Annotated in this window: 22 protein-coding genes; 15 read left to right on the plus strand and 7 right to left on the minus strand. The window is 69.0% G+C overall.

What is annotated here, in order from left to right; all coding sequences use genetic code 11:
- Positions 1–348: 348 nt before the first annotated feature.
- From ACWCQK_RS34425 to ACWCQK_RS34440, 4 genes are read right to left on the minus strand one after another with little or no spacing between them, the layout of a single operon-like run.
- On the minus strand, positions 349–1,371 hold the full coding sequence (locus ACWCQK_RS34425) for a DUF5914 domain-containing protein (RefSeq protein ID WP_451161870.1): 1,023 nt from the start codon (positions 1,369–1,371) through the stop codon (positions 349–351).
- Positions 1,368–2,396: a phytoene/squalene synthase family protein gene (locus tag ACWCQK_RS34430; protein ID WP_451161872.1), complete on the minus strand. Its 1,029-nt coding sequence runs from the start codon at positions 2,394–2,396 to the stop codon at positions 1,368–1,370. The genes ACWCQK_RS34425 and ACWCQK_RS34430 overlap by 4 nt, the downstream gene beginning before the upstream one ends.
- Positions 2,393–3,925, minus strand: coding sequence for a phytoene desaturase (locus tag ACWCQK_RS34435; RefSeq protein ID WP_451161874.1), 1,533 nt, complete (start codon positions 3,923–3,925; stop codon positions 2,393–2,395). The genes ACWCQK_RS34430 and ACWCQK_RS34435 overlap by 4 nt, the downstream gene beginning before the upstream one ends.
- Complete coding sequence (locus ACWCQK_RS34440; RefSeq protein WP_451161876.1) at positions 3,922–5,271, minus strand: polyprenyl synthetase family protein; 1,350 nt, start codon at positions 5,269–5,271, stop codon at positions 3,922–3,924. Before ACWCQK_RS34440 ends, ACWCQK_RS34435 begins: the two co-directional genes overlap by 4 nt.
- Before the next feature lie 665 nt (positions 5,272–5,936).
- Here ACWCQK_RS34440 and ACWCQK_RS34445 point away from each other — a divergent pair.
- The 7 genes from ACWCQK_RS34445 (at position 5,937) to ACWCQK_RS34475 (ending at position 12,964) form a co-directional block, all read left to right on the plus strand.
- Positions 5,937–7,130 (plus strand): lycopene cyclase family protein, encoded by a 1,194-nt coding sequence (locus tag ACWCQK_RS34445; protein ID WP_451161878.1) that lies wholly within the window; start codon positions 5,937–5,939, stop codon positions 7,128–7,130.
- 260 nt (positions 7,131–7,390) lie between these two features.
- Entirely contained in the window at positions 7,391–8,122 is a 732-nt protein-coding gene (locus ACWCQK_RS34450; RefSeq protein WP_451161880.1) for a methyltransferase domain-containing protein, read from the plus strand.
- 53 nt (positions 8,123–8,175) lie between these two features.
- Entirely contained in the window at positions 8,176–9,687 is a 1,512-nt protein-coding gene (locus ACWCQK_RS34455; RefSeq protein ID WP_451161882.1) for an FAD-dependent oxidoreductase, read from the plus strand.
- Positions 9,688–10,223: 536 nt separating this feature from the next.
- Positions 10,224–10,439 (plus strand): LexA family protein, encoded by a 216-nt coding sequence (locus ACWCQK_RS34460; protein WP_451161884.1) that lies wholly within the window; start codon positions 10,224–10,226, stop codon positions 10,437–10,439.
- A gap of 616 nt (positions 10,440–11,055) precedes the next feature.
- The gene (locus ACWCQK_RS34465; RefSeq protein WP_451161886.1) at positions 11,056–11,601 is read left to right on the plus strand and encodes a DUF4142 domain-containing protein; all 546 of its coding nucleotides are present in this window, start codon (positions 11,056–11,058) and stop codon (positions 11,599–11,601) included.
- A gap of 355 nt (positions 11,602–11,956) precedes the next feature.
- Complete coding sequence (locus ACWCQK_RS34470) at positions 11,957–12,148, plus strand: KGG domain-containing protein (protein WP_451161888.1); 192 nt, start codon at positions 11,957–11,959, stop codon at positions 12,146–12,148.
- Between the two features lie 255 nt (positions 12,149–12,403).
- Positions 12,404–12,964 (plus strand): hemerythrin domain-containing protein, encoded by a 561-nt coding sequence (locus tag ACWCQK_RS34475; RefSeq protein ID WP_451161890.1) that lies wholly within the window; start codon positions 12,404–12,406, stop codon positions 12,962–12,964.
- Positions 12,965–13,253: 289 nt separating this feature from the next.
- Here ACWCQK_RS34475 and ACWCQK_RS34480 read toward each other — a convergent pair whose 3' ends face one another.
- From ACWCQK_RS34480 to ACWCQK_RS34490, 3 genes are all read right to left on the minus strand, one after another.
- Complete coding sequence (locus tag ACWCQK_RS34480) at positions 13,254–13,637, minus strand: hypothetical protein (RefSeq protein WP_451161892.1); 384 nt, start codon at positions 13,635–13,637, stop codon at positions 13,254–13,256.
- Positions 13,637–14,083: a hypothetical protein gene (locus ACWCQK_RS34485; RefSeq protein ID WP_451161894.1), complete on the minus strand. Its 447-nt coding sequence runs from the start codon at positions 14,081–14,083 to the stop codon at positions 13,637–13,639. Before ACWCQK_RS34485 ends, ACWCQK_RS34480 begins: the two co-directional genes overlap by 1 nt.
- A 212-nt stretch (positions 14,084–14,295) precedes the next feature.
- Positions 14,296–14,871, minus strand: a complete 576-nt coding sequence (locus ACWCQK_RS34490; RefSeq protein ID WP_451161896.1) for an RNA polymerase sigma factor — start codon at positions 14,869–14,871, stop codon at positions 14,296–14,298.
- Positions 14,872–15,025: 154 nt separating this feature from the next.
- Between ACWCQK_RS34490 and ACWCQK_RS34495 the strand changes: the two genes are divergently transcribed.
- The 8 genes from ACWCQK_RS34495 to ACWCQK_RS34530 all read left to right on the plus strand — a co-directional run bounded on the left by ACWCQK_RS34495 (position 15,026) and on the right by ACWCQK_RS34530 (position 19,507).
- Positions 15,026–15,514 carry an Asp23/Gls24 family envelope stress response protein gene (locus tag ACWCQK_RS34495; protein WP_451161898.1) on the plus strand — a complete coding sequence of 163 codons (489 nt, stop codon included), beginning with the start codon at positions 15,026–15,028 and terminating at the stop codon, positions 15,512–15,514.
- A gap of 54 nt (positions 15,515–15,568) precedes the next feature.
- On the plus strand, positions 15,569–15,736 hold the full coding sequence (locus ACWCQK_RS34500; RefSeq protein WP_451161900.1) for a hypothetical protein: 168 nt from the start codon (positions 15,569–15,571) through the stop codon (positions 15,734–15,736).
- Positions 15,733–16,125 (plus strand): Asp23/Gls24 family envelope stress response protein, encoded by a 393-nt coding sequence (locus ACWCQK_RS34505; protein ID WP_451161902.1) that lies wholly within the window; start codon positions 15,733–15,735, stop codon positions 16,123–16,125. The genes ACWCQK_RS34500 and ACWCQK_RS34505 overlap by 4 nt, the downstream gene beginning before the upstream one ends.
- Before the next feature lie 52 nt (positions 16,126–16,177).
- Positions 16,178–16,831: a DUF6286 domain-containing protein gene (locus tag ACWCQK_RS34510; protein WP_451161904.1), complete on the plus strand. Its 654-nt coding sequence runs from the start codon at positions 16,178–16,180 to the stop codon at positions 16,829–16,831.
- 29 nt (positions 16,832–16,860) lie between these two features.
- The gene (locus ACWCQK_RS34515; protein ID WP_451161906.1) at positions 16,861–17,466 is read left to right on the plus strand and encodes an alkaline shock response membrane anchor protein AmaP; all 606 of its coding nucleotides are present in this window, start codon (positions 16,861–16,863) and stop codon (positions 17,464–17,466) included.
- 87 nt (positions 17,467–17,553) lie between these two features.
- Positions 17,554–17,709: a DUF6131 family protein gene (locus ACWCQK_RS34520; protein ID WP_451161908.1), complete on the plus strand. Its 156-nt coding sequence runs from the start codon at positions 17,554–17,556 to the stop codon at positions 17,707–17,709.
- A 151-nt stretch (positions 17,710–17,860) separates the two neighbouring features.
- Entirely contained in the window at positions 17,861–18,250 is a 390-nt protein-coding gene (locus ACWCQK_RS34525; protein ID WP_451161910.1) for a hypothetical protein, read from the plus strand.
- 270 nt (positions 18,251–18,520) lie between these two features.
- The gene (locus ACWCQK_RS34530; protein WP_451161912.1) at positions 18,521–19,507 is read left to right on the plus strand and encodes an SDR family NAD(P)-dependent oxidoreductase; all 987 of its coding nucleotides are present in this window, start codon (positions 18,521–18,523) and stop codon (positions 19,505–19,507) included.
- Positions 19,508–20,864: the final 1,357 nt, after the last annotated feature.

Genomic DNA, 20,864 nt, shown 5'->3' on the forward strand with positions numbered 1-20,864 from the left:
CGGCTTGCCCCGCGGTCAGGACGAACACCACCACCGTCGGCCGACACTGGCGAGCTGGATTGACCCCAAAAAGGACGACGGCACCGTGACGGGCGCTGCGTTCAGCCCGCCGACTGAGCACCGCCGCCTTGTCATCGCAGGCAGGGCGCCGGGTTGCTGGCCGGGTGACCGACCAGGCCCGTTCTCGTTGAGCAGTCCTTGCAGGCCATGGGGCTGGAACACGCCTCCGGGACCGGCTGGCCTCGGAGGGCTCGTCGTTCATCAGCGTCAACAGGGCGCCGTACGGCCCGCGAGTCACGCCAGCGTGACGATGCATCACGGCCCCTCCGTAACGGGCATGCGAATGCTTCAGCCAGGGAAGCGGCCCGTGGAGCGCAACTGCCAGCGCCGCTCGGCGTACGCGAGGTCGTCGCGCCACAGTCGTCCGGCTGCGGCCCGCATGAGCGGCCGCAGCAACGGGGCCAGCGCGCGCGCCACGACGAAGCCTCGACGATCGGAGGCAGCTACCACCGCTTCCACTACGGCCGTCCGCGGCCTGCCCCGTTCGTCGAGACCGAGCGGGGTGGCATGCGTCTCGACAACGGATCCCTGCCCCTCGCCTTCCACGATGCGCATGACGACCGTACGCGGGTCGGGAGCGGTGAAGACAGCCCGCACCGGCACCACCAGCCGCCCGGCCAGTCTGAAGGAGACATCGACGGCAAAACTGTCCTCGACCTGCGCGTCACTCTGTCCGAACTCAGGTGTGTCAACGACCGTGAGATCGACGAAGGAGTACGGGTGCAGCCAGGCGCCGTGCCACGGATCCAACCGATTGGCGACGACATCCTCCGGTTCGCAGGTCCCGATGCCCACGTAGACGGCCGGCACTCCGCCTGCCAGCGCGGGTCTGACCGGGACGACCGGCGCGACCAACGGCGGCTCGCCGCCTTCGCTGTCGAGCCTCACCCATGTCAGCAACCCGTCATCGTGTACGGGCAGCGGGTCCCAGCCCGGAAATGGCTTGCCTGTCAGGGCGAGTCCGTGCCAGTGGCACACGAGCGTGCCGCAGCGCACGGGGCTGTCCCGCAGTGGCGCGCCAAGGTGCGGGCACGCCCCGGGTCCAGCGACGAGCCGGCCTTCAGTGTCGCGCCATACGACGACTTCCTGTCCGGCGACAGTCCGTGCGAGGGGCTGGTCGTGAGGGACGCTGCGCGTGGCGCCGATGACGTACCAGTTGCCGGAGGGGCGGGCCTGCGCCCGCTTCAATGCCTGCGCGATCACAGCGGGTCTGGCCTCGTGCCAGGTGGGACGCTGGCGCTCCCAGGGCACCGGACGCGAACGCAGCGACAGCGGCCAGCGTCCACGCGGGGCGGGACGGTGGGAACTCACGCGACCTCCTCATGGACCCGCTCGGACGAGGGTCGGGACGTGCCGGTTCGCAACCGGCTCGAAGCCGAGTGTGCGGCCCGCCGGGGGTCTGCACGCAATTTCGTGCGGGCCGCAGACGCGCGCACCAGGCCGTCCAGGGCAACCGCAACGCGTCGCCGACGGGGGACCACGGCACGGCGATGCACCACGGCATACCCATCGACGGCGATGGCGTCGAGGATTCCTCCGTACAGTACGAAGGCCGTCCGGATGCACGGGCGGCACAGCGGGTCGAGTATCGCGAGCCCGGGCGCCGCCTCACGGTAGACACCGCGAGTGAGGTGCTCGGCCGCCCTCAGCACCTCGGTGATCCGGCGGTCGCGGTGTCCGGTGCTTCTGCTCCAGTGGAGCAGGTCCCGGTCTACGTCGTGCGCCCTCAGCAGGTCGGCGGGCAGGTAGACGCGGCCGCGGTCCAGGTCTTCGCCGACGTCCCGCAGGAAATTGGTCAGCTGGAAGGCGACGCCGAGGGCGGCCGCGTGCGGTGCGGCCTCCTCGCGTGGGACCGTCGTGCCGAGGACCGGCAGCATTTGCAATCCGATGACCGCGGCGGAGCCGTGCATGTACTTCCGCAGGTCGTCGTAGGTGGCGTAGTCGGTGACCTGGAGGTCGCTGCGCATGGATGCCATGAAGTCGGTGAAGTGCCGGTGGTCGATGGCGTAGCGCCGGGCTGTGTCGGCGAGCGCCAGGACCACGGGTTCGGTGCTTTCTGCGCCCCGGAGTCCCTGTTCCAGGCCCGTCTGGAGACGGGTGAAGGCCGCCGAGCGCTTGCCGGCTGTGGCGGTGGCGTCCATAGAGTCGACGATGTCGTCGGCCCAGCGGGCGAAGCCGTAGAGCGCGTGGACGGCCGGTCGGCGGTCGATCGGCAGCAGCCGGGTGGCGAGGAAGTAGGTTTTGCCGTGTTGGGCGTTGAGCTGCCGACAGCGCGCATAGGCGTCGCGTAGTGCCGGTTGGGTGATGCCTGCTGCGTCGAGTTCGCGGTCGGTCACGAGGGTCCCACTTCCGATGTGGCCTGTGTCCTGCGGGCAGGGCGGGCCGTGCGACCGGTGATCCGCGCCGCAGCGAGTTTGCCGGACAGCACTACGGTTGGCACGCCCACGCCTGGCGTGGTGCCGCATCCGGCGAGCACGGCGTTCTCGGTGCCTCGGATGAGGTTGCGGGGGCGGAACGGGCCGGTCTGCGCGAAGGTGTGGGCTGCTGAGAAGGGGGTGCCCGCCGCGTGTCCTTGTGCCTGCCAGTCGGCCGGGGTGACAAGGCACTGCTCTTTGATGCTGGAACTGATGCCGTCGAGGCCGCGCCGTTCGAGTTCTTTCAGGATGCTGTCGCGGTAGCGCGGCGCCAGGTCGCCCCACTCGGTGGCGTCCGGTCCGATGTCGGTGTTGGGGCAGGGCGCGAGGATGTAGTGCAGGTGATGGCCGGGTGGGGCGAGGCTTGGGTCTGTGGCCGTCGGGCGAGTGATGAGCAGGGAGGGATCGCTCATGAGTTGGCCGCTGCGGGTCAGTTCGTCGAAGGTGCGGTTCCATGCGGCGCCGAACGACAGTGTGTGATGGGCGAGTCCGGGCCAGGTTCTGTCGGTGCCCGCGTGCAGGACAACGGCCGATGGCGAGTGCCGCAGCCGCAGGGGTCGACGGGGCACGTGGCCGAGGAGTCGGTAGGCGACGGGCAGGTCCGGGGTGAGGATGACGGCGTCGCACGGAATGCGGTCTTGGCTGGTCACTACGGCGGTGATGCGGTTGCCGCAGCGTTCGAGCCGGGTGACTTCCTGTCCGAAACGCAGGTCTGCTCCCGCATCGGCAGCAGCGTCTGCCATGGCCTGCGGCACAGCGTGCATGCCGCCGCGGGGGAAGTACACGCCAGCGACCGTGTCCATGTAGGCGATGACGGCGTAAGCAGCCAGCGCACGCGCCGGCGGCACGCCCGCATACAGGGCCTGGAAGGAGAAGACGCGACGCAGACGCTCGTCCCGCAGGTAGCGTCCGATATGCGCGTCCAGCCTGCCAAAACCACCGAGTGCTACGAGCCTGCCAAGGTCCGGGGTCAGCAGATGCAGTGGGGAGTCGAAGTTGGCGTCGATGAAGTGCCGCATCTGGGCCCGGTAGAGCCGTTTGAGCCAGTCGCGCAGCCGCCGGTAACCTGCTGCCTCGCCGGCGCCGGCGAAGCGCTCAACCTCCGCCTCCATGGCTTCAGCGTCGGTGTGTACATCAAGGCTGCTGCCATCGGCGAACCGGGCCCGGTAGGCCGGGTGAAGAGCAATGAGGTCGACGCGCCCGCGCAGGCTGTCGCCGACCGCAGCGAAGGCCTCGTCAGCGAGGTCGGGCATGGTCAGCACGGTGGGGCCGGTGTCGATGTGGTAGCCGCCGCGCACCAGGCGTCCGGCTCGGCCTCCGGGCAGCGGGTCGCGCTCGACAATGGTGACCCGGCGCCCGGCGCCGAGCAGGTGCAGCGCGGCTGAGAGCCCGGAGAGCCCGGCGCCGATGACTACAACGTGGTCCGTACGCCCGAGGATCGTCTTGGTCATGGAGAAGCACCTTCCCCACCGGAAATGGACGGCAGCGGCCCAGGCATTCCGTCCGCGGCGCCGTGTGAGCCCACAGACCACCACGGGGCACGGGGTGGCGCGGTGGTGGAGTGCAGCAGTTCACGCAAACGTCGGCGGCCTTCGGGCTCAAGCTCAGCAGTGTCGAGATGGCGCATGCCCTGCGCGACCAGCCGCTCGATCTTCGCCTCGACCGTCTCCTGTGCGCCGGTGCCGACGAGGACGCTCCGCACCTCGGTAAGACCGTCCTCGGACAGGTTGGCGCAGCCAAGTGCCCTCTCCAAAGTCGCGAGGGCGCGGTGGTCGTCGGTCGCTGTGGCCCGGGCCCAGGCCACAGCGACCAGGTAGGTGGGTTTGCCTGCGCGGATGTCCCCGCCCGAGGGCTTGCCGGTGTGGCGCGGACTGCCGAACACGTCGCGGAGGTCGTCGCGGAGCTGGAAAGCGATGCCGGCACAGCGGCCCGCCGCGCACAGGGCCGCGGTCGTCGCGGTGCTAGCGCCGGCGAGGGCGGCGCCGAGAGCCAGTGGCCGCTCAACGGAGTACAGAGCGCTCTTGAGACAAGCGGCTCGGATCGCATGGGCCATGGAACGTGACGAAGTGGTTTGGCCCTGGATGTCCAGGTACTGCCCGGCCACCATCTCCGTGCGCATGGCACTCCACAGGCTGCGTACCCGACCCGCGGTGTCCAAGGCGAAATCGGTGTCGGCGAACACGTCGTCCGCCCATGCCAGCGCCAGGTCCCCGGCGAGAATCGCCGCCGCCTCGCCGAAGCGCTTGTTTGGCGCGGACGAGGCCGCTTCAGCGTACTGGGCTTCGACATCAGCGTGCAGGGCGAGCCGCCCGCGACGCAACCGGGAGCCGTCCATGACGTCATCGTGCACCAGTGCGCAGGTCTGGATCAGTTCGAGAGCGACGCCGACACGCAGGGCCGCCTCCGCGTCTCGGGTTGCGCCGCCGCAGGCCCGCAGTGCCCACCACAGGAACTGTGGCCGAGTGCGCTTGCCACCTCCCAGAGTGAAGTGCGTGACGCGCTCGGCGAGGTCGCAAGCGAACACAGAGTCGAGTGCGGCGGCGTGTGCAGTGCGCTCGGCCAGAAGTCGGTCGAGCAGACGTCCCACCGCCGCTGAGACGTCGGCATCAATGATGTGGAGGTCGTCCACGTCAACACATACAGGGCCGGGCGTTTCGTCTTCGGGACGCTGGTTGCGGTGATGAGCGGCTGCCTCAAGGTCCTGGTGCTCCACGGACAGGACGGGATGCCCGGACGCGCGGGTCGGGCCCGGCGACACTCCGGCCGCACTGCCGTCCGTCGCCTTGCTGGGGGGCATGCCGATTCCTCTCGTCGTAATCGCAGCTGACTTGTCGATAGGCTTTCCGCACCGACGGCAGACTGGGATGCTCCAAACGGTGGAAAGTGGATCAGTCAGTATCCGGACAGGAACCCATGGCACGGTAGAACCGTGTCACGCAAAGCCGGTATCACTCGCCTGACAGGCCGATTCGCCCCTGCTTCGCGTGGTGAGAGAACCGACGCTGCGACGATCGATGGCATGGAATACGTGGGCGAGGCGCTCCTACTCATGCCGCCCGAGTCGCCGGCCGACAAGGATTTCGGCGCGCACCTTCTGACGGGTCGCACATCTCCTGACCGCCGCCGCCTCCAGCGGTAGGGTCCCCAGGTCACGCCCTGAGGCTGCGCCGGACTCCGAGCCATAGCGCGCTGAGCGCGTGCAAGCGTCAACGCCGACCTGATCCGGCTTCACAGTCCGGCGCTGACCGGCCGGCCTCAGCCACTGTCACGCCACCCGCAGCCCCTTGACGGCACGGCCCGCTGTCTGCCGGAAACGTCCTTCGCCACGCGGTCGCCCCGATGTCAAAACCAGCAATGGCAGCAAAAAGAATTGCCGCGTGTTCAACTGCCCAGCGTGGCCTGCATTCGGGAGGTCACACAAGCAGCAATACTTCCAACAATGCATAGCGGGAGGGAACACTCGTGCTCCAGGCGGACGTCGCGATCGTGGGGGCAGGAGCCGCGGGACTGTCCTTGGCCCATCTCCTGTCGTACTCCACGCCCGGGATACGCCCACTGTCGGTGGTCTTGGTCAACGCCCCACCGGGACCACTGCGTCCGCCCCACCGTACGTGGTGCTTCTGGGAACGCGGCGGCGGACGGTATGACGCGGCCATGACCGCGGCCTGGAAGAGCCTGCGGGTGCGCACCCCAGACGGCCGGGTTATCGAGGACGATATCGGGCCGCTGCGGTACAAGATGATCCGCTCGAACGATTTCGAGAACCTGATCGCGTACGACCTCACGCAGAACGCAGAGGTCCAGCGCCTTGAGGCTACCGTCGACATGCTTGAGCCCGTCACCGACGGAGCCCAGGTCTATGCCCGAACCGCCGCCGGGCTTCCGCTGACCGTACGCGCGCGCTGGCTCTTCGACTCGCGACCGCTGGGCAGTCTTCCGTCGGCCCGCACGACGTTGCTGCAGCACTTCCATGGATGGTTCGTCCGCTCGGAACGGCCGGTCTTCGACCCCCGCACAGTCGAGCTCATGGACTTCCGCGTGCCGCAACCATCACGGGGCCTCTCGTTCGGATACGTGTTGCCCATCAGCCGCCGTCAGGCTCTCGTGGAGTACACCGAATTCTCCCCGTCGGTTCTGTCCCGGCACGGTTACGAAACCGCGCTCCGGCATTACACCGAAGACGTCCTCGGCCTCCTTGACCTTGAGGTCATCTCGACCGAAACGGGCGCCATCCCCATGACCGATGCTCCGTTCGCCCGGCAGATCGCGCCGTCAATCTTCCGCATCGGCGCCGCCGGGGGCGCGACCCGGCCGTCGACGGGCTACACCTTCGCCGGCTTGCAGCGTCAGACGGAAGCCGTCGCCAGCGCGCTGCTGTCGGGGCGGCGCCCGCTGCCGCCACCAGCGCATTCCGCGCGCTCTCGCGCCATGGACGCTGTGATGCTACGCGCCCTGGATAGCGGCCGGGTGGATGGCGCCGCCTTCTTCGCACACCTTTTCACACGGGTTCCAATGGAGCGGCTGTTGCGTTTCCTTGACGGTCGTACCCGCCTCCACGAAGACCTTCTTGTTGGTCTTCACACCCCTGTGCTGCCGATACTTCGCGCCGCAGCGGAGCTCACATACCTGCCCCGCCGCCCCTTTCCTGCACAGTGACCGCCTTGCAGATCCGGCCCACTGACCGACCGCGTGGCACGTCTCGGGATGAAACCGGTGAGCTCGAGGAAGTACTCGCCGCCCTAGTCGGCGTAGCCGGCATCGCTTGCACGCCTGCGTGAGATCGCTGATAGGTGGTGGGGGAAGTGACCGCTGCCTTCATGCCGCGCCTTACCGGAACCTGGGACGCGGACGCAGACCTTCGTCTCCGCCTACCGCAGCCCTCCCGGGCCGCCCAACACTTAACGCACGGAGCCCGCATGATCCTGCTGCGCGACGAAACCCTGGCCGCCGCGTTCGACCACGCCGCGCGTACCTATGACGTGATGGTGGCTGCCAATCCCGGCTACCACGCCCATCTTCGACGCTCCGCGCGGCGCCTTGGCCTGCCGGACGGAGGGCGCGGCAGGCGAGTGCTCGACCTCGGCTGTGGTACAGGGGCTTCCACCGCCGCACTTGCCGCCGTGCTCCCCGATGCGGACATCACGGCTGTAGACGCTTCCTCCGGCATGCTGGAGCGGGCGGTCGCCAAGTCCTGGTCAGACAACGTCAGCTTTGTCCACTCTCCAGTGGAGCGTTTACCGGAAGCGGGCGTAGGGGAAGCGTTCGACGCGGTGTTCGCCGCCTACCTGTTCCGCAACACGGCCGACCCCGACGACGTGCTCGCAACCGTGCACGATCTGCTCCTACCGCGCGGGCGGCTCGCGGTGCACGAATACATCCTCAGTGGCCGGGTCACCCATCGCGCGGTTTGGACAGCGGTATGCGGCGGCATCGTGCTCCCCATTGCCAGCGCACTGGGGGACGGTGCGCTCTATCGCCATCTGTGGCGCACCGTCGTCGAGTTCGACACGGCGCAGGAGTTCGGCGGCCGAGTCCGGTCGGCGGGGTTTGACCGTGTACGAGTTCTGCCTCTGCCAGGGTGGCAGACCGGCATCACCCATACTGTCGTCGCCAGACGTGCAGTCCACGATGCGGTCACCGACCGATGAGTTCGCCTCAGCGTCAGGATCTGGCCCGTCGCGGCAGGGACCGGAGGGCTGTGATGCTGACCCCCGTCCCCGGGGCGCTGCGGGTCGCCGGTGACCCGCCCCCGACGACCGCTGTCGTGGGCGGCGGCATTGCCGGGCTCGCGGCCGCAACAGCCCTCGCGGAACGAGGCGTGCGCGTCACGCTTTACGAGCGCGAACCTCATATCGGCGGGCGTCTGGCCGGCTGGCCGGCGAGTCTTTGTGACGGAACCACGGTGACAATGGGCCGAGGCTTCCACGCCTTCTTCCGTCAGTACTACAACCTGCGCGGACTGCTGCGGCGCACCGATCCAAGGCTGCACGGAATGGCAGCTCTCCCCGACTATCCGCTGCGCCACAGCGGGGGGCTGCAGGACAGCTTCCGCAGGGTCCCGCGCACCCCGCCCTGGAGCGCGCTCGGATTCGTCGCTCTGAGCCCCACCTTCGCCCTCCGCGACCTGGTCCGCATGAACGCGGTCGCCGCCCTGCCCCTCCTCGACGTCCGCGTCCCCGAGGTGTACGAGCACCTTGACGCCGTCAGCGCGTACGACTTCCTCGAGTCGATCCGTTTCCCGGAAGCCGCACACCACCTCGCGTTCGAGGTCTTCTCGCGCAGCTTCTTCGCGGACCCAAGAGAGCTGTCCGCAGCGGAAATGGTGCTGATGTTCCACATCTACTTCCTCGGCTCGGCCGAGGGACTGCTCTTCGACGTGCCCGACGCACCCTTTCCCGAGGCTCTTTGGAAACCCCTGGCCGCCTATCTGTGCGCTCACGACGTCGATGTCCGTGTCTCCACATCTGTGGAGAGCGTCATGCCCACGGCCGACGGCGGCTTCATCATCGGCACTGAGGATACGGAGGAGCGGCACGACACGGTCGTCCTGGCCCTGGACACGTCCGGCCTGCGGTCCGTCGTCGGCAACTCTCCACACCTCGCCGACGCACCATGGCGGGACCGGGTGGCACGCTTGCGCAATGCGCCGCCATTCCTGGTCTCGCGGCTCTGGCTCGACCGACCAGTCGCCCGTGACCGACCAGGCTTCCTGGGTACCAGCGGCTACGGCAGCCTGGACAACGTCAGCGTCCTCGAGCGATGGGAGGGCGAGGCGTCCCGCTGGGCCGCTCGCACCGGCGGATCAGTGGTGGAGCTTCACGCCTACGCCCGGCCGGAGGACGCGGCCCGAAATGCGGAGCAAAAGCGTCTGGTCTCGCACTTGCATGCCGTCTATCCGGAGACAAGCGCGGCGAAGATCGTCGACGAGCGGCACGAATGGCGGGCCGACTGCCCACTGTTCCCAGTCGGCGGATACAGCGACCGCCCGCCCGTCCGCACTTCCGACCCGGGCCTGATGGTGGCCGGCGACCTAGTCCGCACGGAATTGCCCGTGGCCCTGATGGAACGAGCGGCGACGAGTGGCTTCATGGCAGCCAACGCCCTGTTGGAACGCTGGGGTGTCCGAGGCGAGACCCTTTGGGTCGTACCCAACCGGGGACGCAACGCAGTCCTGCGGAGCATGGCGCGATGGGGACGTAAGAAGGTGCCGTGAGTCGCGACCCCCTACCTGCAAGGAATTTAGGGCGCGGCAGTCGGCGCGCCACCCGGCGCCAAAAGAAGAGGATCTTCGCACCGCCCCCGCAGGCTGCCCCGCGTGCCTTTCCGTCTGCCAGTCTGCTTGCCAACAGCTTGATCAGCCGATCCGGCCCTTGAGCGGGCGCGGCGGTCGGGCTGTCCTCGTCGACGAGCACCTGACCCGATGCGGGCTGCGGGTCCGAGGCCTCCGCCCGCTCCATGTGGACACGCGGACAGCACGTCCGCACTGCCTGCGGCCACCACTCGCTCGCCCCCTGCTTTGATTACCGGTGGCCGCACCTCACCCCGCACCTCACTCCGACCAGTGGACGCTGCCACGTTTGGGCGCCATCGCCTTCTCCCACGCTCCGGCCGCACAGGGCACCGCCATGCAGCGGCGGCGTCTGCAGAGGTGTCCCGCCAAATCGCCGCACATCCGTTCTGGCAGGGTCCGGCCCGGACGCCGGCGGCCCGCATGACGTCGAAGGAACTCGCCCGGCAGGCGGCCCACGCATGACATCCGGCGCCGAGTGGCGCGGGGCGCTGGCGCGTGCTCATCGCGAATGGATCGCCGCGTACGGCGAGGACCCGTCGGTGCGGGAGTTGGCCGACGCGGTCGGCTTGTCTCCGTCGACGGTCAGCCACCACCTGATCCGGATGCGGGCCGCGGGCACCGAGGTCGCGATCCGTGGGTGGCGCAGCCGCCGGTGTCCGCACTGCGGCCGCTGACCATCGCCCGTGACGGTACGGGGTCTGGCGTCGTTGACAGAGCACGCCCGATCCGGGCCTGCAGGGACTCCTCACGACCGTCGACAGGGGCAGCCCGACCGCTGCGGCGAGTTCGCGCACCGAGGGTTCCTCACCGTACGCGGCGACCCTCTGCGATGGGAGCGCAGTAAGGCACCGCGCCGCTCTTCGCGGGCTGCCGTCACGCGTTCCGGCACCACGCGTTGCGTGCGCCTGCTGCCGTGCGCCACACCTGTGGGGCCCGCGTCGGCCTGTCGGCGACGGCTGACGTGCGTGGCAGTTGCCTGCATTGACGGCTCATCAGGGCCTGCCGGGCAGAATGGACCGACGTCACTGCAGCACACAGTCAGGGCACGCCAGCAGACCGCCGCCCCGCTGCTAGGACTGCGCGAAGCCGTACCGCTCTTCACGGCCCATGGCGGGTTCACCCCCGTTCGAAGCCGGCCGCCGGGCCGTCACGAGTCAGAAATATCCCCTTTTGAAAGGTGTCGGATGTTCAGGATGTGGCACCCGTAGTCGCGACTCAAGCGGGGCGTCCATGTCCGACTATCAGACGGCCCGTGCCCCGCGGGCCTGATCGAACCGAGGAGTTGATCTCATGCGCCGTTACACCCTCGTCACCCTTGTCGCGGCAGCGTCGCTGGCGGGCCTTTCCGCCCCTCAAGCCATCGCGGCAGCCTCTCCCGCGAGCCAGGACCATGCCTTCCTCATGCAGGTTCACCAGGGCAACCTCGCCGAGATCGCCGCCGGTAGAGATGCCGGCAAGCACGCCACAACCGCGTGCGTGAAGAACGCTGGACAGACCTTGGTTCTCGACCACACCAAGTTGGACGCTTCGGTGCGCAAGCTGGCGGACAAGACGCACACCAAATTGCCGTCGGCACCATCTGCGGCACAGCAGAAGGCTCTGAAGGCGGTGCAGTCGAAGGCCGGAAGCTCCGCCTACGATCAGGCGTGGCTCAAAGCCCAGGACGGCGCTCACCGCAAGGCGCTGGCCGCCATCGACCAGGAGATCGCGCACGGAACGAACGCCGGTGTGGTCGCCGCGGCCCGAACGGCCCGGCCCGTGGTCGCTATGCACCTGAACATGGTCCGCGACGGAGTCTGCCACCAAGCGCCACACAGCACTCATCACAAGGGCTGAAAGGGACACGCCCTTCTCCGGGAAGGCCCTTCATGTGTTGCAGCGGACGGCCGCATACGCCTGTCGCACTCCGAGGTATTCAGGGACGGCGCGCGTGCACAAAGGTCAGGACCGGGTGGCAGAAGGGTTGTTCGGATGTAGCGGAAGGTGCTGCAGGCAAAGGTCAGTGTCAGGTTCACATGGTGCGCCGCCTCGAGTCGCGAAAGCACTCCGATGCCCGGGCAGCTCCTGTGCAGGCGCCGATGGTCGGGAGTTTGCGAACGAGTTACTCACGGTGACGATCCAAGATGCCGCCCTTTTGGCAGCGTGTGACTCTGAAGTCACCCAGAGTTCCGACTTCGCAGGAGGCGTCACCATGGCTGAGCACAAGAGCGGTCGCACCGGCAAGGACGCGGACCCCGACAAGCAGCGCGAGACGCGTCAGGCTCCGTCGAAGCGCGGCCCTGAGACCGAGGGAAAGGGTACGGCCGGCCAGTTCTCGTCTGAAGAGGCCCGAGAAGCGGGCCACAAGGGCGGGAAGGCGAGCCAGGAGAAGCGTCACCACTGACCTCACTTCCCCGGTCGGACGCGGCGAGCCGTCGAGCATGAGCGGGCGATCACTCATGCGCAGCGTCGTGCAGGCAACAACACGGGCTCCGGGGATCACCCAGAGATCCCCGGAGCCGAGTACAGAGTGCACCGTTCGACGACAACGCCTCCGGGGCCCAACCGTCCCTGGAGACGTCTCTCATCGGTGCCTTGCAACAAGTTCTCCTGGGCCGAGACCCCGGCCCAGGGGTGACCAGCGAGAGGTGGATGTGCGATGGGGCACGGCGGAAATGTGATCGAGGAACTGATGGCCGACCACCGAGAGGTCGACGAGATGTTCGGCCAGATCCAGGCGATGACCGGCGGTACGCAGGAACTGCGTGATCTCGTGGACGAGGTCACCATCGAAATCGTGCGCCACTCGGTCGCCGAGGAGCAGTATCTGTACCCGGCGGTGCGCGAGCACATCGAGGATGGCGACCGGATCGCGGACAAGGAGATCGCGGATCACGGCCGGGTCGAGAAGATCCTCAAGCAACTCGAGAAGACGGACACGGATGACCTTGTGGGGAGCCCGCTACTGCCGCAGCTCATGGACGAGGTGAGGGCCCACGTGCGGGACGAGGAGGACAACCTCTTCCCCCTGCTGCGCCAGGCCTGTTCCTCCGACATGCTCGACGATCTCGGGGACAAGGTCCGTCGCGCCAAGTCCATGGCCCCCACCCGCCCGCACCCCTCCGCCCCCGACACGGCGCCCGCGAACAAGCTCCTCGCTCCCGGGATCGGCCTGGTGGACCGTGCCCGTGACTTCGTCACCAGCCGCGGCAAGTCCTGACCCACCCGCAGATGCCCGCGCGGGCGGAACACTCTGCACGACGGACCCGGATTCGTGTACGCGCGGTCCGGGCCCACCGTCTGTGCCCAGCCCAACACGTTCACCAGCACGTGAACAAGGTCAGTGATCGCTTGGTCCTGCAGCGCATTGCTCCCTGGTCCGGATCATCGTTTTCCTGACGTGCTGGACCAGGGCGCACGGCGCGCCCATCACGGAGGCGTTGCCGAGCGCGACCGCCCGGGCCACCCCACACCGCTGCCGGTAGCGCCGGAGCGAGGAGCCGCCACGGCTATTCGGCAGGGCGGCCGCACCGGCCCGCGATACGAGTCACCGTGACCACGACGGTCACTTGCTGCGCGGCATCGAGGGCGGCGAGGTGAGCGATGACGGCGGCCCTCACCCGGTCGTGTACGTTCTTGGCGGTGTCCAGCGTCCGCAAGCCTTCGGCCATGACGCAGCGCACCTCGATGTCCCATCCCGAACCGTCGGGCGCTCGGTCGGCGCGGATGCCTGCCTCGGGCGGCGTGCGGTGTGAAGCGGCGCCCGCTCCGGTGGGTGTGACCACTGCCGCGAGACGGTGGGCGAGGCGCGGCTGCAGGCCCGCCACGCCGGGCACGGCGAGGGCCGCCTCGGCCGCGACGCTGAGCAAAGTGGTCGTGCGGACAGTCGTCATCACGTGCCACCACCGGTTGGGAGGCCGGGGAGGAGGTGTTGCGGAACCGACTCCAGCACGTCGACCACGGTGAGGTCGACGGCCGTGACCGTGAGCCCCAATTCCTGTCTGGCCGAGTGGAGGACCGTTCGGCGCACCTGGTCGGCCCGGTCGGGCAGGGGGTGGTCGAGGGTGACAGCAAGGGTCATGGTCACCCGCACGCCCGCGCCCTGGCCTTCGGGTACGAGCTTGCAGGCTGCGGCCCTCGCGCCGGGAACTGTGTCTGCCGCCTCCCGCAGTACCTGCGCGGCGGCGGTTTCGGCGATCCGCAGGTCACGGTCCGGGTCGGCCAGGGGCAGCAGCCGCCCGAGGCGGGCCTCTGCCCTGACGGCGTCCATGACACGGTCGGTGAGGGCGCGCAGGCCGGGAGGATCCTCGGCACGCAGCGCCTGGGCGGCTGCGTTCACGGCGGCGAGTCCCTCTGCGGCTTCGCGGCAGTGAGGGCAGGACGCCGTGTGCGGCTCCACGGCCCGGGCCTCGTCCGCCTGCTCCCAGACCCGGCTGAGCAAGCGACCACAGGGCAGCACCTCATCGTCAGCGAACGGCCGCGCCCCGGCGGCCGGGCCGGCACCGAGCCTGTCCGCTCCGGGCGGCGTGCACGGCCGTGTGTGCGGGTTGTTCAGCGCCATGGGCCCATCGCCTCCTGCAGGGATCGGCGCGCCCTGAACAGTCTGCCGCGCACTGTCTGCTCGCTGGTCCGTGTCACGTGGGCGATCTCCTTGTACGGCAGGCCCTGCAGTTCGCGCAGGATCCAGCAGATTCGCTGTCCCGCGTCCAGTCCGGCGAGCGCGCGGGACAGTGCGGCGGTGGCCGCGTCCTGCTCGGCGGCTCGGGCGGGCTGGCACGATGCGTCGCCCGCCGCGGGTTCGCCGGCGGTGTTCAGGGGGAGGGCGGGCGGTCGGCGTCGGCGCATGGTCAGGCAGCGGTTGACGGTGATCCGGTACATCCAGGTCCGGAACTCGGCGTCCTGGCGGTACTCGGGCAAGCGCCGCCAGGCGCTGACGAAGGCGTCCTGAACGGCTTCTTCGGCGTCCTGGGGGTTGCCGAGCATGCAACGGGCCAGGGCCAGGAGGGGCCGGCTGTGCCGCTGGACGAGAACGGCAAAGGAGTCTTCGTCTCCTTCGGCCGCCCGTACGGCCAGCAGCCCGTCCGGCAGGTCGCATCCTGGCCACGCTGAAGCAGTTCCTTCGATCATGGTGTTCCCGCGCAGGGCTCGGAATGTGCGCGTACCCAGACTCGAATATGTGATGCACGTCACACCTAATGTGTGTGAGGAGTCTGCTGCCGCTGGTGTCCAACGTTCGACGGGCACCACGCAGGTGCCTCTCCAACCGATCGAGGCGACAGCCATGACGGACAACATCACCAGCGTCGGCGCGGGCAACGGGCCCGGCACGGGCGTGAGCGCGCTCAGGAGCCGTACCGGGGCCACGGCTCCGGCCGAGACACGGGGGAAGACCACCATCGCGGACGGCGTGGTGGCCAAGATCGCGGGCACGGCCGCCCGCGAGATATCGGGCATCCACAGCCTGGGAGCGGGGATGGCCCGCGCCTTCGGCGCCATGCGGGAGCGCGTTCCCGGCGCGGGCGAAAACGTCACCCAAGGAGTGAAGGTCGAAGTCGGCGAACGCCAGGCGGCCGTGGACCTGGACGTCGTCGTCGAGTACGGCGTCTCCATCGTCGACGCCGCCGGCGACGTACGCGCCAACGTGATCAGCGCGGTGGAGCGAATGACGGGCCTGGAGGTCGTCGAGGTGAACATCACCGTCGACGACGTCCACCTCCCCGACGACGACGAGGAGGAGCAGCCCGAACCGGACCAGGGCCGCGTGAGGTGATCCGCCGCGTCCCTCGGCGACACGGACGACGCTCGTGAGAGGGGTGAGTACACGATGAACAGAGCAACCACGGGCCTCGCGGCCGGGATGGCTCTGGGCTTCGCCGCCTACTTCGGCGGCTTCTGGGCATTTCTGCTGGTCCTAGTCCTGGGCGCGGTGGGGTTGATCGCCGGCCTTGTCATACAGGGCGACCTCGACCTGCATGCGCGGAGGCAGCGGTGAACACCCGGCCCGGTTCCCCACCCCTGGGCGGACAGCCCGGCCTGTCGCCCCCGGCCGAGCGGGGCGCCACCGTCATCCGGGACAGGGCAGTCGCCCGTATCGCGGCCCACGCCGCGCACACGGCCCAGTCACGGCGCGCCGCCATGCCGTCCGACCGGAGCGGACCGAAAGCACCTTGCGCCTCCGCCGCCGTCGCCACCGGATCGGCCCGTCTGCACCTGGAGATGGACCTGCCGTACCCCATCGACATCCCCCGCGTCTGCGAGGGAATCCAGGATGACGTCGCCGAACGGGTGGCTCAGCTGACCGGCTTCGACGTAGGGGAGGTCACCGTCACCGTCCGGCGGCTCGTAACCGCCTTCGGCGCGAACCGAGGACGGGTCCAGTGAGCCCGCGCGCGGCCCGGGCAGCCAAGCGCGCCGCGCAGGAAGAGGGACCCTCATGAGACCCGACCTGGACCTTCCCACCCGCAGACTCGCGCGTCACGTCACTATGCCGCCGTCCGAGGAGGACCCGCCTCCTTCAACGGAGTCGAGGGCCGGCAACCATGGCAAGGGGTATCGGGCCCGCCGCCCGTGGTCCGCACGCCGCCTCCCCTCGGCGCTGGTCGCCACGCTGATTCTTCTGGGGGCGGCCGTGGCGCTGTTCGACGTGGTCGCCGTACGGGCGGGCCGCAATACGGCAGCCTGGCGACGGAACCTGACTGCCGAACTGGCCACCCGCCCAATGAATGACATCTGGATGCTCACCGGAGCAGCCGTGGCAGCCCTCGCCGGCGTCTGGCTGATCGTCTTGGCCCTCACCCCCGGCCTGCGCCGCTGGCTGCCCCTGCGCTCACCCGTGCCCCGGCTGCGCGCCTTCCTGGACCGCAACGGCGCAGCCAGCCTGCTGCGCGATGCCGCTATGCGGGTACCCGGGGTCAGCAGGGCGCACATCACGGTGCACCGCCACCACGTCAGCGCCCGCGCAGACGTCCGCTTCGGCGACCCCCGACAGGTGAGGGAGGACCTCACCGCCGCCCTCGACGATGAGAGCCAACGCCTCGCCCTCGCGAGCCCACCCCGCATCGCCGTCGCTCTACGGCGACGCAACTGACCGAAAACCTCAGGACCGGAGCCTCCTCCATGACGCCGCGACCCGTAGCCAACCGCATCCTGCTGGCTCTCGCTGGACTCGTCCTCCTCGGCGGTGGCATGCTCATCCTCTTCGCCGGGCTCGACGTCTACCGGCAATACAATCTGGTCCCACCTCTCGGCTGGCCCCTGACGAACAAGAACGACGTCCTGCTCAGCTCCGCCGAGCGGGTCCGCTGGAGCAACCAGGACTGGTGGTGGCCGGCTGTCATCGCAGCGCTCACCCTCGTCCTCCTGCTCGCCCTGTGGTGGCTGCTCGCCCAACTGCGCCAATGCCACCCCGGAGCGCTGCCCGTCGGCGGCACAACCTCACGCAATGGCAGCATCGAACTGCGCGACGACGTGCTCAGCAACGCGATCGCCGCCGAAGCCGGCGCTTTGCCGGGGGTCAAACAGGCAGCCGTACGTATCACCGGACGACCTGCCCGCCCCCGGACCCGCGTCAGGCTCACTCTCACCCCCCACGGGGCACCCGACGCGGCCCTCGATGCCCTCTGCAAGGGGCCACTGCGCACCGTCCAGCATTGCACTGGCTCCGACATGCCCTTTGAGGCCCGCCTGCGCGTAGCCCGCCACAAACCACACCGCACCGAATAGGGAGACGACCGGCCGCACCCGTGCCCATACCCTCCCGCCCTTCATCGCAGTTCACTGCGGAAGGCCCTGCTCCCCGAAGGAGAGGCCATGATCATCCTCGGCGTTGTTCTGCTCATCGTCGGCTTCCTCACCGGGATATCCATCCTGTGGACAATCGGGATCGTCCTTGTGGTTATCGGCGCCGTCCTATGGATCGTCGGCGCAACGGGACACGCCGTTGCCGGCCGACGCCACTATTGGTGATCCCCCTGCAGCCGATGGATCGCTCCGCACCTCCGGGGCCGAACCGCACGCCTTCGCTCCGGACCGGCATCTGCCGCACCACTGGAGAGGACCATTTCGCCCAGGTCAAACACTCGCGCGTGTGCCATCCCGAGAGACAGCAGGCAAGACCATGACCAAGAAGCCGAATACGTCCCGCACTACGCAGGGCAAGGCTCAGAGCCGTCACGAAGGCACCGAGCAGCACGGCTGGTCGCCGGATGTAGATACGACTGACCAGCAGGAAAACCCCAGCGCCCACCGTTCCTTCCACGCAGACAAGTACGCGCCGCCCAAAGGCTCCGGACGGACGGTCTCCAAGGAAGAGGCGGGAAACCCGCACGGAAAGCCCACCAAGAGCAGCAGCAGGCGCGGTGAAGATCAGAGTAAGAGCTCAACGGAGAAGGGCATGCACGACACCGGCCCCCTAGGCCGGTCCCATCGGCCCAGCGGGACGAAGGACGCTTCCGCCACCACTGGCGTGGACCCTCAAGAGCCGCCCGGAAAACGCAGCGGAGGATAGCGCGGGACCTGAGGATTTCGCATGCCGTCGGACCGGCTGCACCGAATCCGGTGCCGGGTGACCCGCATGCTCACAACGATCCGCAGGCGCGCCGCCGCAGCCGGTCTCGCCACCCGGTCGGGGTACTCGGCGTGGTGGCGCGGGGCGCGATGGCTTGCGGACCAAAACCCGTGGCTAGACCGCACCAGGCCTTCCCGAATGAAGTTCCTGACCGAGTGGCCAGTCGAGTAGCGAGGTGACGACATGCCGGCGACGTGCCGATTCCGATCCGTGACCGACGGGCTCTCGGCCTTGGTGACGGGCGGCTCCCGTGGTCTGGGGCTGCTGATCGCGGCCCGGCTGGCTGAGCGGGGCTACCGGGTGACCGTGCTGGCCCGGGATGCCGACGAACTCAATCGGGCCGTGACCTGGGTACGGGACCACACCAGCAGCACCGCGCGCCCGATCGTTTGCGACGTACGGGACGAAAACGCAGTGACCGCCGCGATCAGGCAGACAGCAGAGGAGGAGGGCGGCCTCGACCTCGTGATCGCCAATGCGGGAGTGATCCAGGTGACGCCCGCCGAGTCGGCGGGGACGAAGGCGTTCAACGACGCCATGGAGACCATCTTCGACGGCACCCTCCACACCGCGCTCGCAGCACTGCCCTACCTGCGGAGCAGTCCGGCGGGCGGTCGTCTGGGCCTGGTGGGCTCGGTCGGCGGGCTGCTCGCGGTGCCTCACCTGGTGCCGTACTCCTGTGCCAAAGCGGCAGTGCGCGCGCTCGGCGAGGGCCTGCAGGAGGAAACCGCAGGCAGTGCGGTCAGCGTCACCACGGTCCATCCCGGGCTGATGCGGACCGGCTCACACCTGCAGGCGGCGTTCGGCGGCCGGCCGGAGGCGGAGTTCGCCTGGTTCTCGGCCCTGGCGGGAATGCCGCTACTGTCGATGGACGCCGAGCGCGCGGCGGAGAAGATCGTGCGCGCCGTGGAACGCAGGCGGACCCGGCTGGTGATGACCCCGGCGGCCCGCGTCGGCTCGCTCGCGCACGCGGTCGCGCCCCGCCTGGTGACGCGGGCGAGCGGGCTGGCGGCCCGTGTCCTGCCTGCGGCGCCCGAGCAGACCGAGAAGGGGGCGCCGATGAAGCAGGGGCACGCCCTAGACGCCTCCGCCGGGGGCGCCTGGGCTCGGGCCCTGCGCCGGGCGGGCAGTGCACTCAACGACCGGGCGGCACGCCGCTACAACCAACACTGGGCGGGTCCGCCCACCAGCGCCTGATCAACCAAACTCGGCGGTAGCCAAGACCCGTAGGTCCCGCGTCCAGAACCACCCGACAGCCAGCCGGCCACCGTGAAGGCGGCGGCAGACGGCCCGAACCGCAACGACTTCGCGGGCACGAGCCTTGCGCGGGCCCCGGCCGGCTCGGACGTGAAACAAGCTCAGCCCGGTAAAGTGACCGTCGCCCACGAGGGCAAGCGGCCGCACTGGCTCACCATCAACGCCTGCAGCACCCAGCAGGCAGCGAGGTGGTCGGGGCGTTTCAGGAGGAACCTGGCAGCCAGGATCAGGAACTTGCCAGGTCAAATGGGGCCTGCAACGACACTGCATGCGGACCGTGAGGCGGGCGGATCCGACTGAGCCAGCGGCAACACCCCAGGTGGCCGCAGCTTTCCGAGGCTCGCGACGCCTGCCGCATCCGCAGGATGTGTCCGCATGAGGGTGATCAACTCGACGAATTCAGCGCACAGCGCCCTGCCGTCTCCGTACCAACTGGTCATGCCACCTCGCCGTGATGCAACGCGTGTCCTCAGCAGCGGCCGCATTCGCCGTGCCACTCCGTCTCTTCGGGAACGCGCAGCGTGCTGTCGCGGCACTGGAAGCCACATCACGGCCACCCTGATGGCCCAAAACGGCGCAAGGACCAGGCCGCTCAGCGCCGTTCACGGAAACGCATGCTCAGCGCAGAGTCCGTCGTCATGGCGCACAAACGCTGTCAGCGTCCAGGGCCAGGTCACTCCTGGCGAAGCCGACGTGCTGAACGACGGCGAGAGGCGAGATGTGTATGAACCGCGGCTCCTTTGTCGGCTACCGCTCACCGTTGGCCGCAGGTTTACGGCGGCACCACCGTGCCACCCCTGTGGTCCGCCCGGCCGACGGACAGGATATTGCCGACCGTGTGCCGGTGAAAGGCGTCGAGCGCGGTGCGCGCCTCGCCCGCTGTCTCCCATTCCGCTGCGAACTCCCCACCGGGCGGCGCCAGTTCCGCACCAGGTCAGCGGCCACCTTTCCGACGTCCTCGGGCGTGGCGAAGACGCGGCGCACGGCGTGAGCGGGCGGATCGGCCTGGGGGTGCGGGAGCTTCAGTTCAGGGCGGCGGCCCAGCCGGTGTCCCCGCTCCAGTGCAGGCGCATATCGCCGGGACCGCAGTATGGCTGACATCCCGCGCCAGGACGATGTACATCCGCTCACGCCCCGTACGGACAGCTCGCACACTGCCCGGTGGGATGCCTCGGGCGGTCACGACGTCGTCGACTGCCGCTCACGTACGGTCAGTGCGGCAGCTCGACGGCCAAGTGGTGATCGATCCGGGTGGTTGAAGCAGCATGCGCCACGCCCCTTTCACGGCGCCCGGCAG

It is taken from the genome of Streptomyces sp. NPDC002306 (genome assembly GCF_053593435.1).

Excerpts from the sequence above, each read along its gene's own strand:
- ACWCQK_RS34495 (WP_451161898.1), top strand. The coding sequence starts at position 15,026 with ATGACGGACAACATCACCAGCGTCGGCGCGGGCAACGGGCCCGGCACG.
- ACWCQK_RS34490 (WP_451161896.1), bottom strand. The coding sequence starts at position 14,871 with ATGATCGAAGGAACTGCTTCAGCGTGGCCAGGATGCGACCTGCCGGAC.
- ACWCQK_RS34480 (WP_451161892.1), bottom strand. The coding sequence starts at position 13,637 with ATGACGACTGTCCGCACGACCACTTTGCTCAGCGTCGCGGCCGAGGCG.
- ACWCQK_RS34515 (WP_451161906.1), top strand. The coding sequence starts at position 16,861 with ATGACGCCGCGACCCGTAGCCAACCGCATCCTGCTGGCTCTCGCTGGA.
- ACWCQK_RS34470 (WP_451161888.1), top strand. The coding sequence starts at position 11,957 with ATGGCTGAGCACAAGAGCGGTCGCACCGGCAAGGACGCGGACCCCGAC.
- ACWCQK_RS34440 (WP_451161876.1), bottom strand. The coding sequence starts at position 5,271 with ATGCCCCCCAGCAAGGCGACGGACGGCAGTGCGGCCGGAGTGTCGCCG.
- ACWCQK_RS34510 (WP_451161904.1), top strand. The coding sequence starts at position 16,178 with ATGAGACCCGACCTGGACCTTCCCACCCGCAGACTCGCGCGTCACGTC.
- ACWCQK_RS34525 (WP_451161910.1), top strand. The coding sequence starts at position 17,861 with ATGACCAAGAAGCCGAATACGTCCCGCACTACGCAGGGCAAGGCTCAG.
- ACWCQK_RS34450 (WP_451161880.1), top strand. The coding sequence starts at position 7,391 with ATGATCCTGCTGCGCGACGAAACCCTGGCCGCCGCGTTCGACCACGCC.
- ACWCQK_RS34435 (WP_451161874.1), bottom strand. The coding sequence starts at position 3,925 with ATGACCAAGACGATCCTCGGGCGTACGGACCACGTTGTAGTCATCGGC.
- ACWCQK_RS34465 (WP_451161886.1), top strand. The coding sequence starts at position 11,056 with ATGCGCCGTTACACCCTCGTCACCCTTGTCGCGGCAGCGTCGCTGGCG.
- ACWCQK_RS34455 (WP_451161882.1), top strand. The coding sequence starts at position 8,176 with ATGCTGACCCCCGTCCCCGGGGCGCTGCGGGTCGCCGGTGACCCGCCC.
- ACWCQK_RS34520 (WP_451161908.1), top strand. The coding sequence starts at position 17,554 with ATGATCATCCTCGGCGTTGTTCTGCTCATCGTCGGCTTCCTCACCGGG.
- ACWCQK_RS34460 (WP_451161884.1), top strand. The coding sequence starts at position 10,224 with ATGACATCCGGCGCCGAGTGGCGCGGGGCGCTGGCGCGTGCTCATCGC.
- ACWCQK_RS34475 (WP_451161890.1), top strand. The coding sequence starts at position 12,404 with ATGGGGCACGGCGGAAATGTGATCGAGGAACTGATGGCCGACCACCGA.
- ACWCQK_RS34500 (WP_451161900.1), top strand. The coding sequence starts at position 15,569 with ATGAACAGAGCAACCACGGGCCTCGCGGCCGGGATGGCTCTGGGCTTC.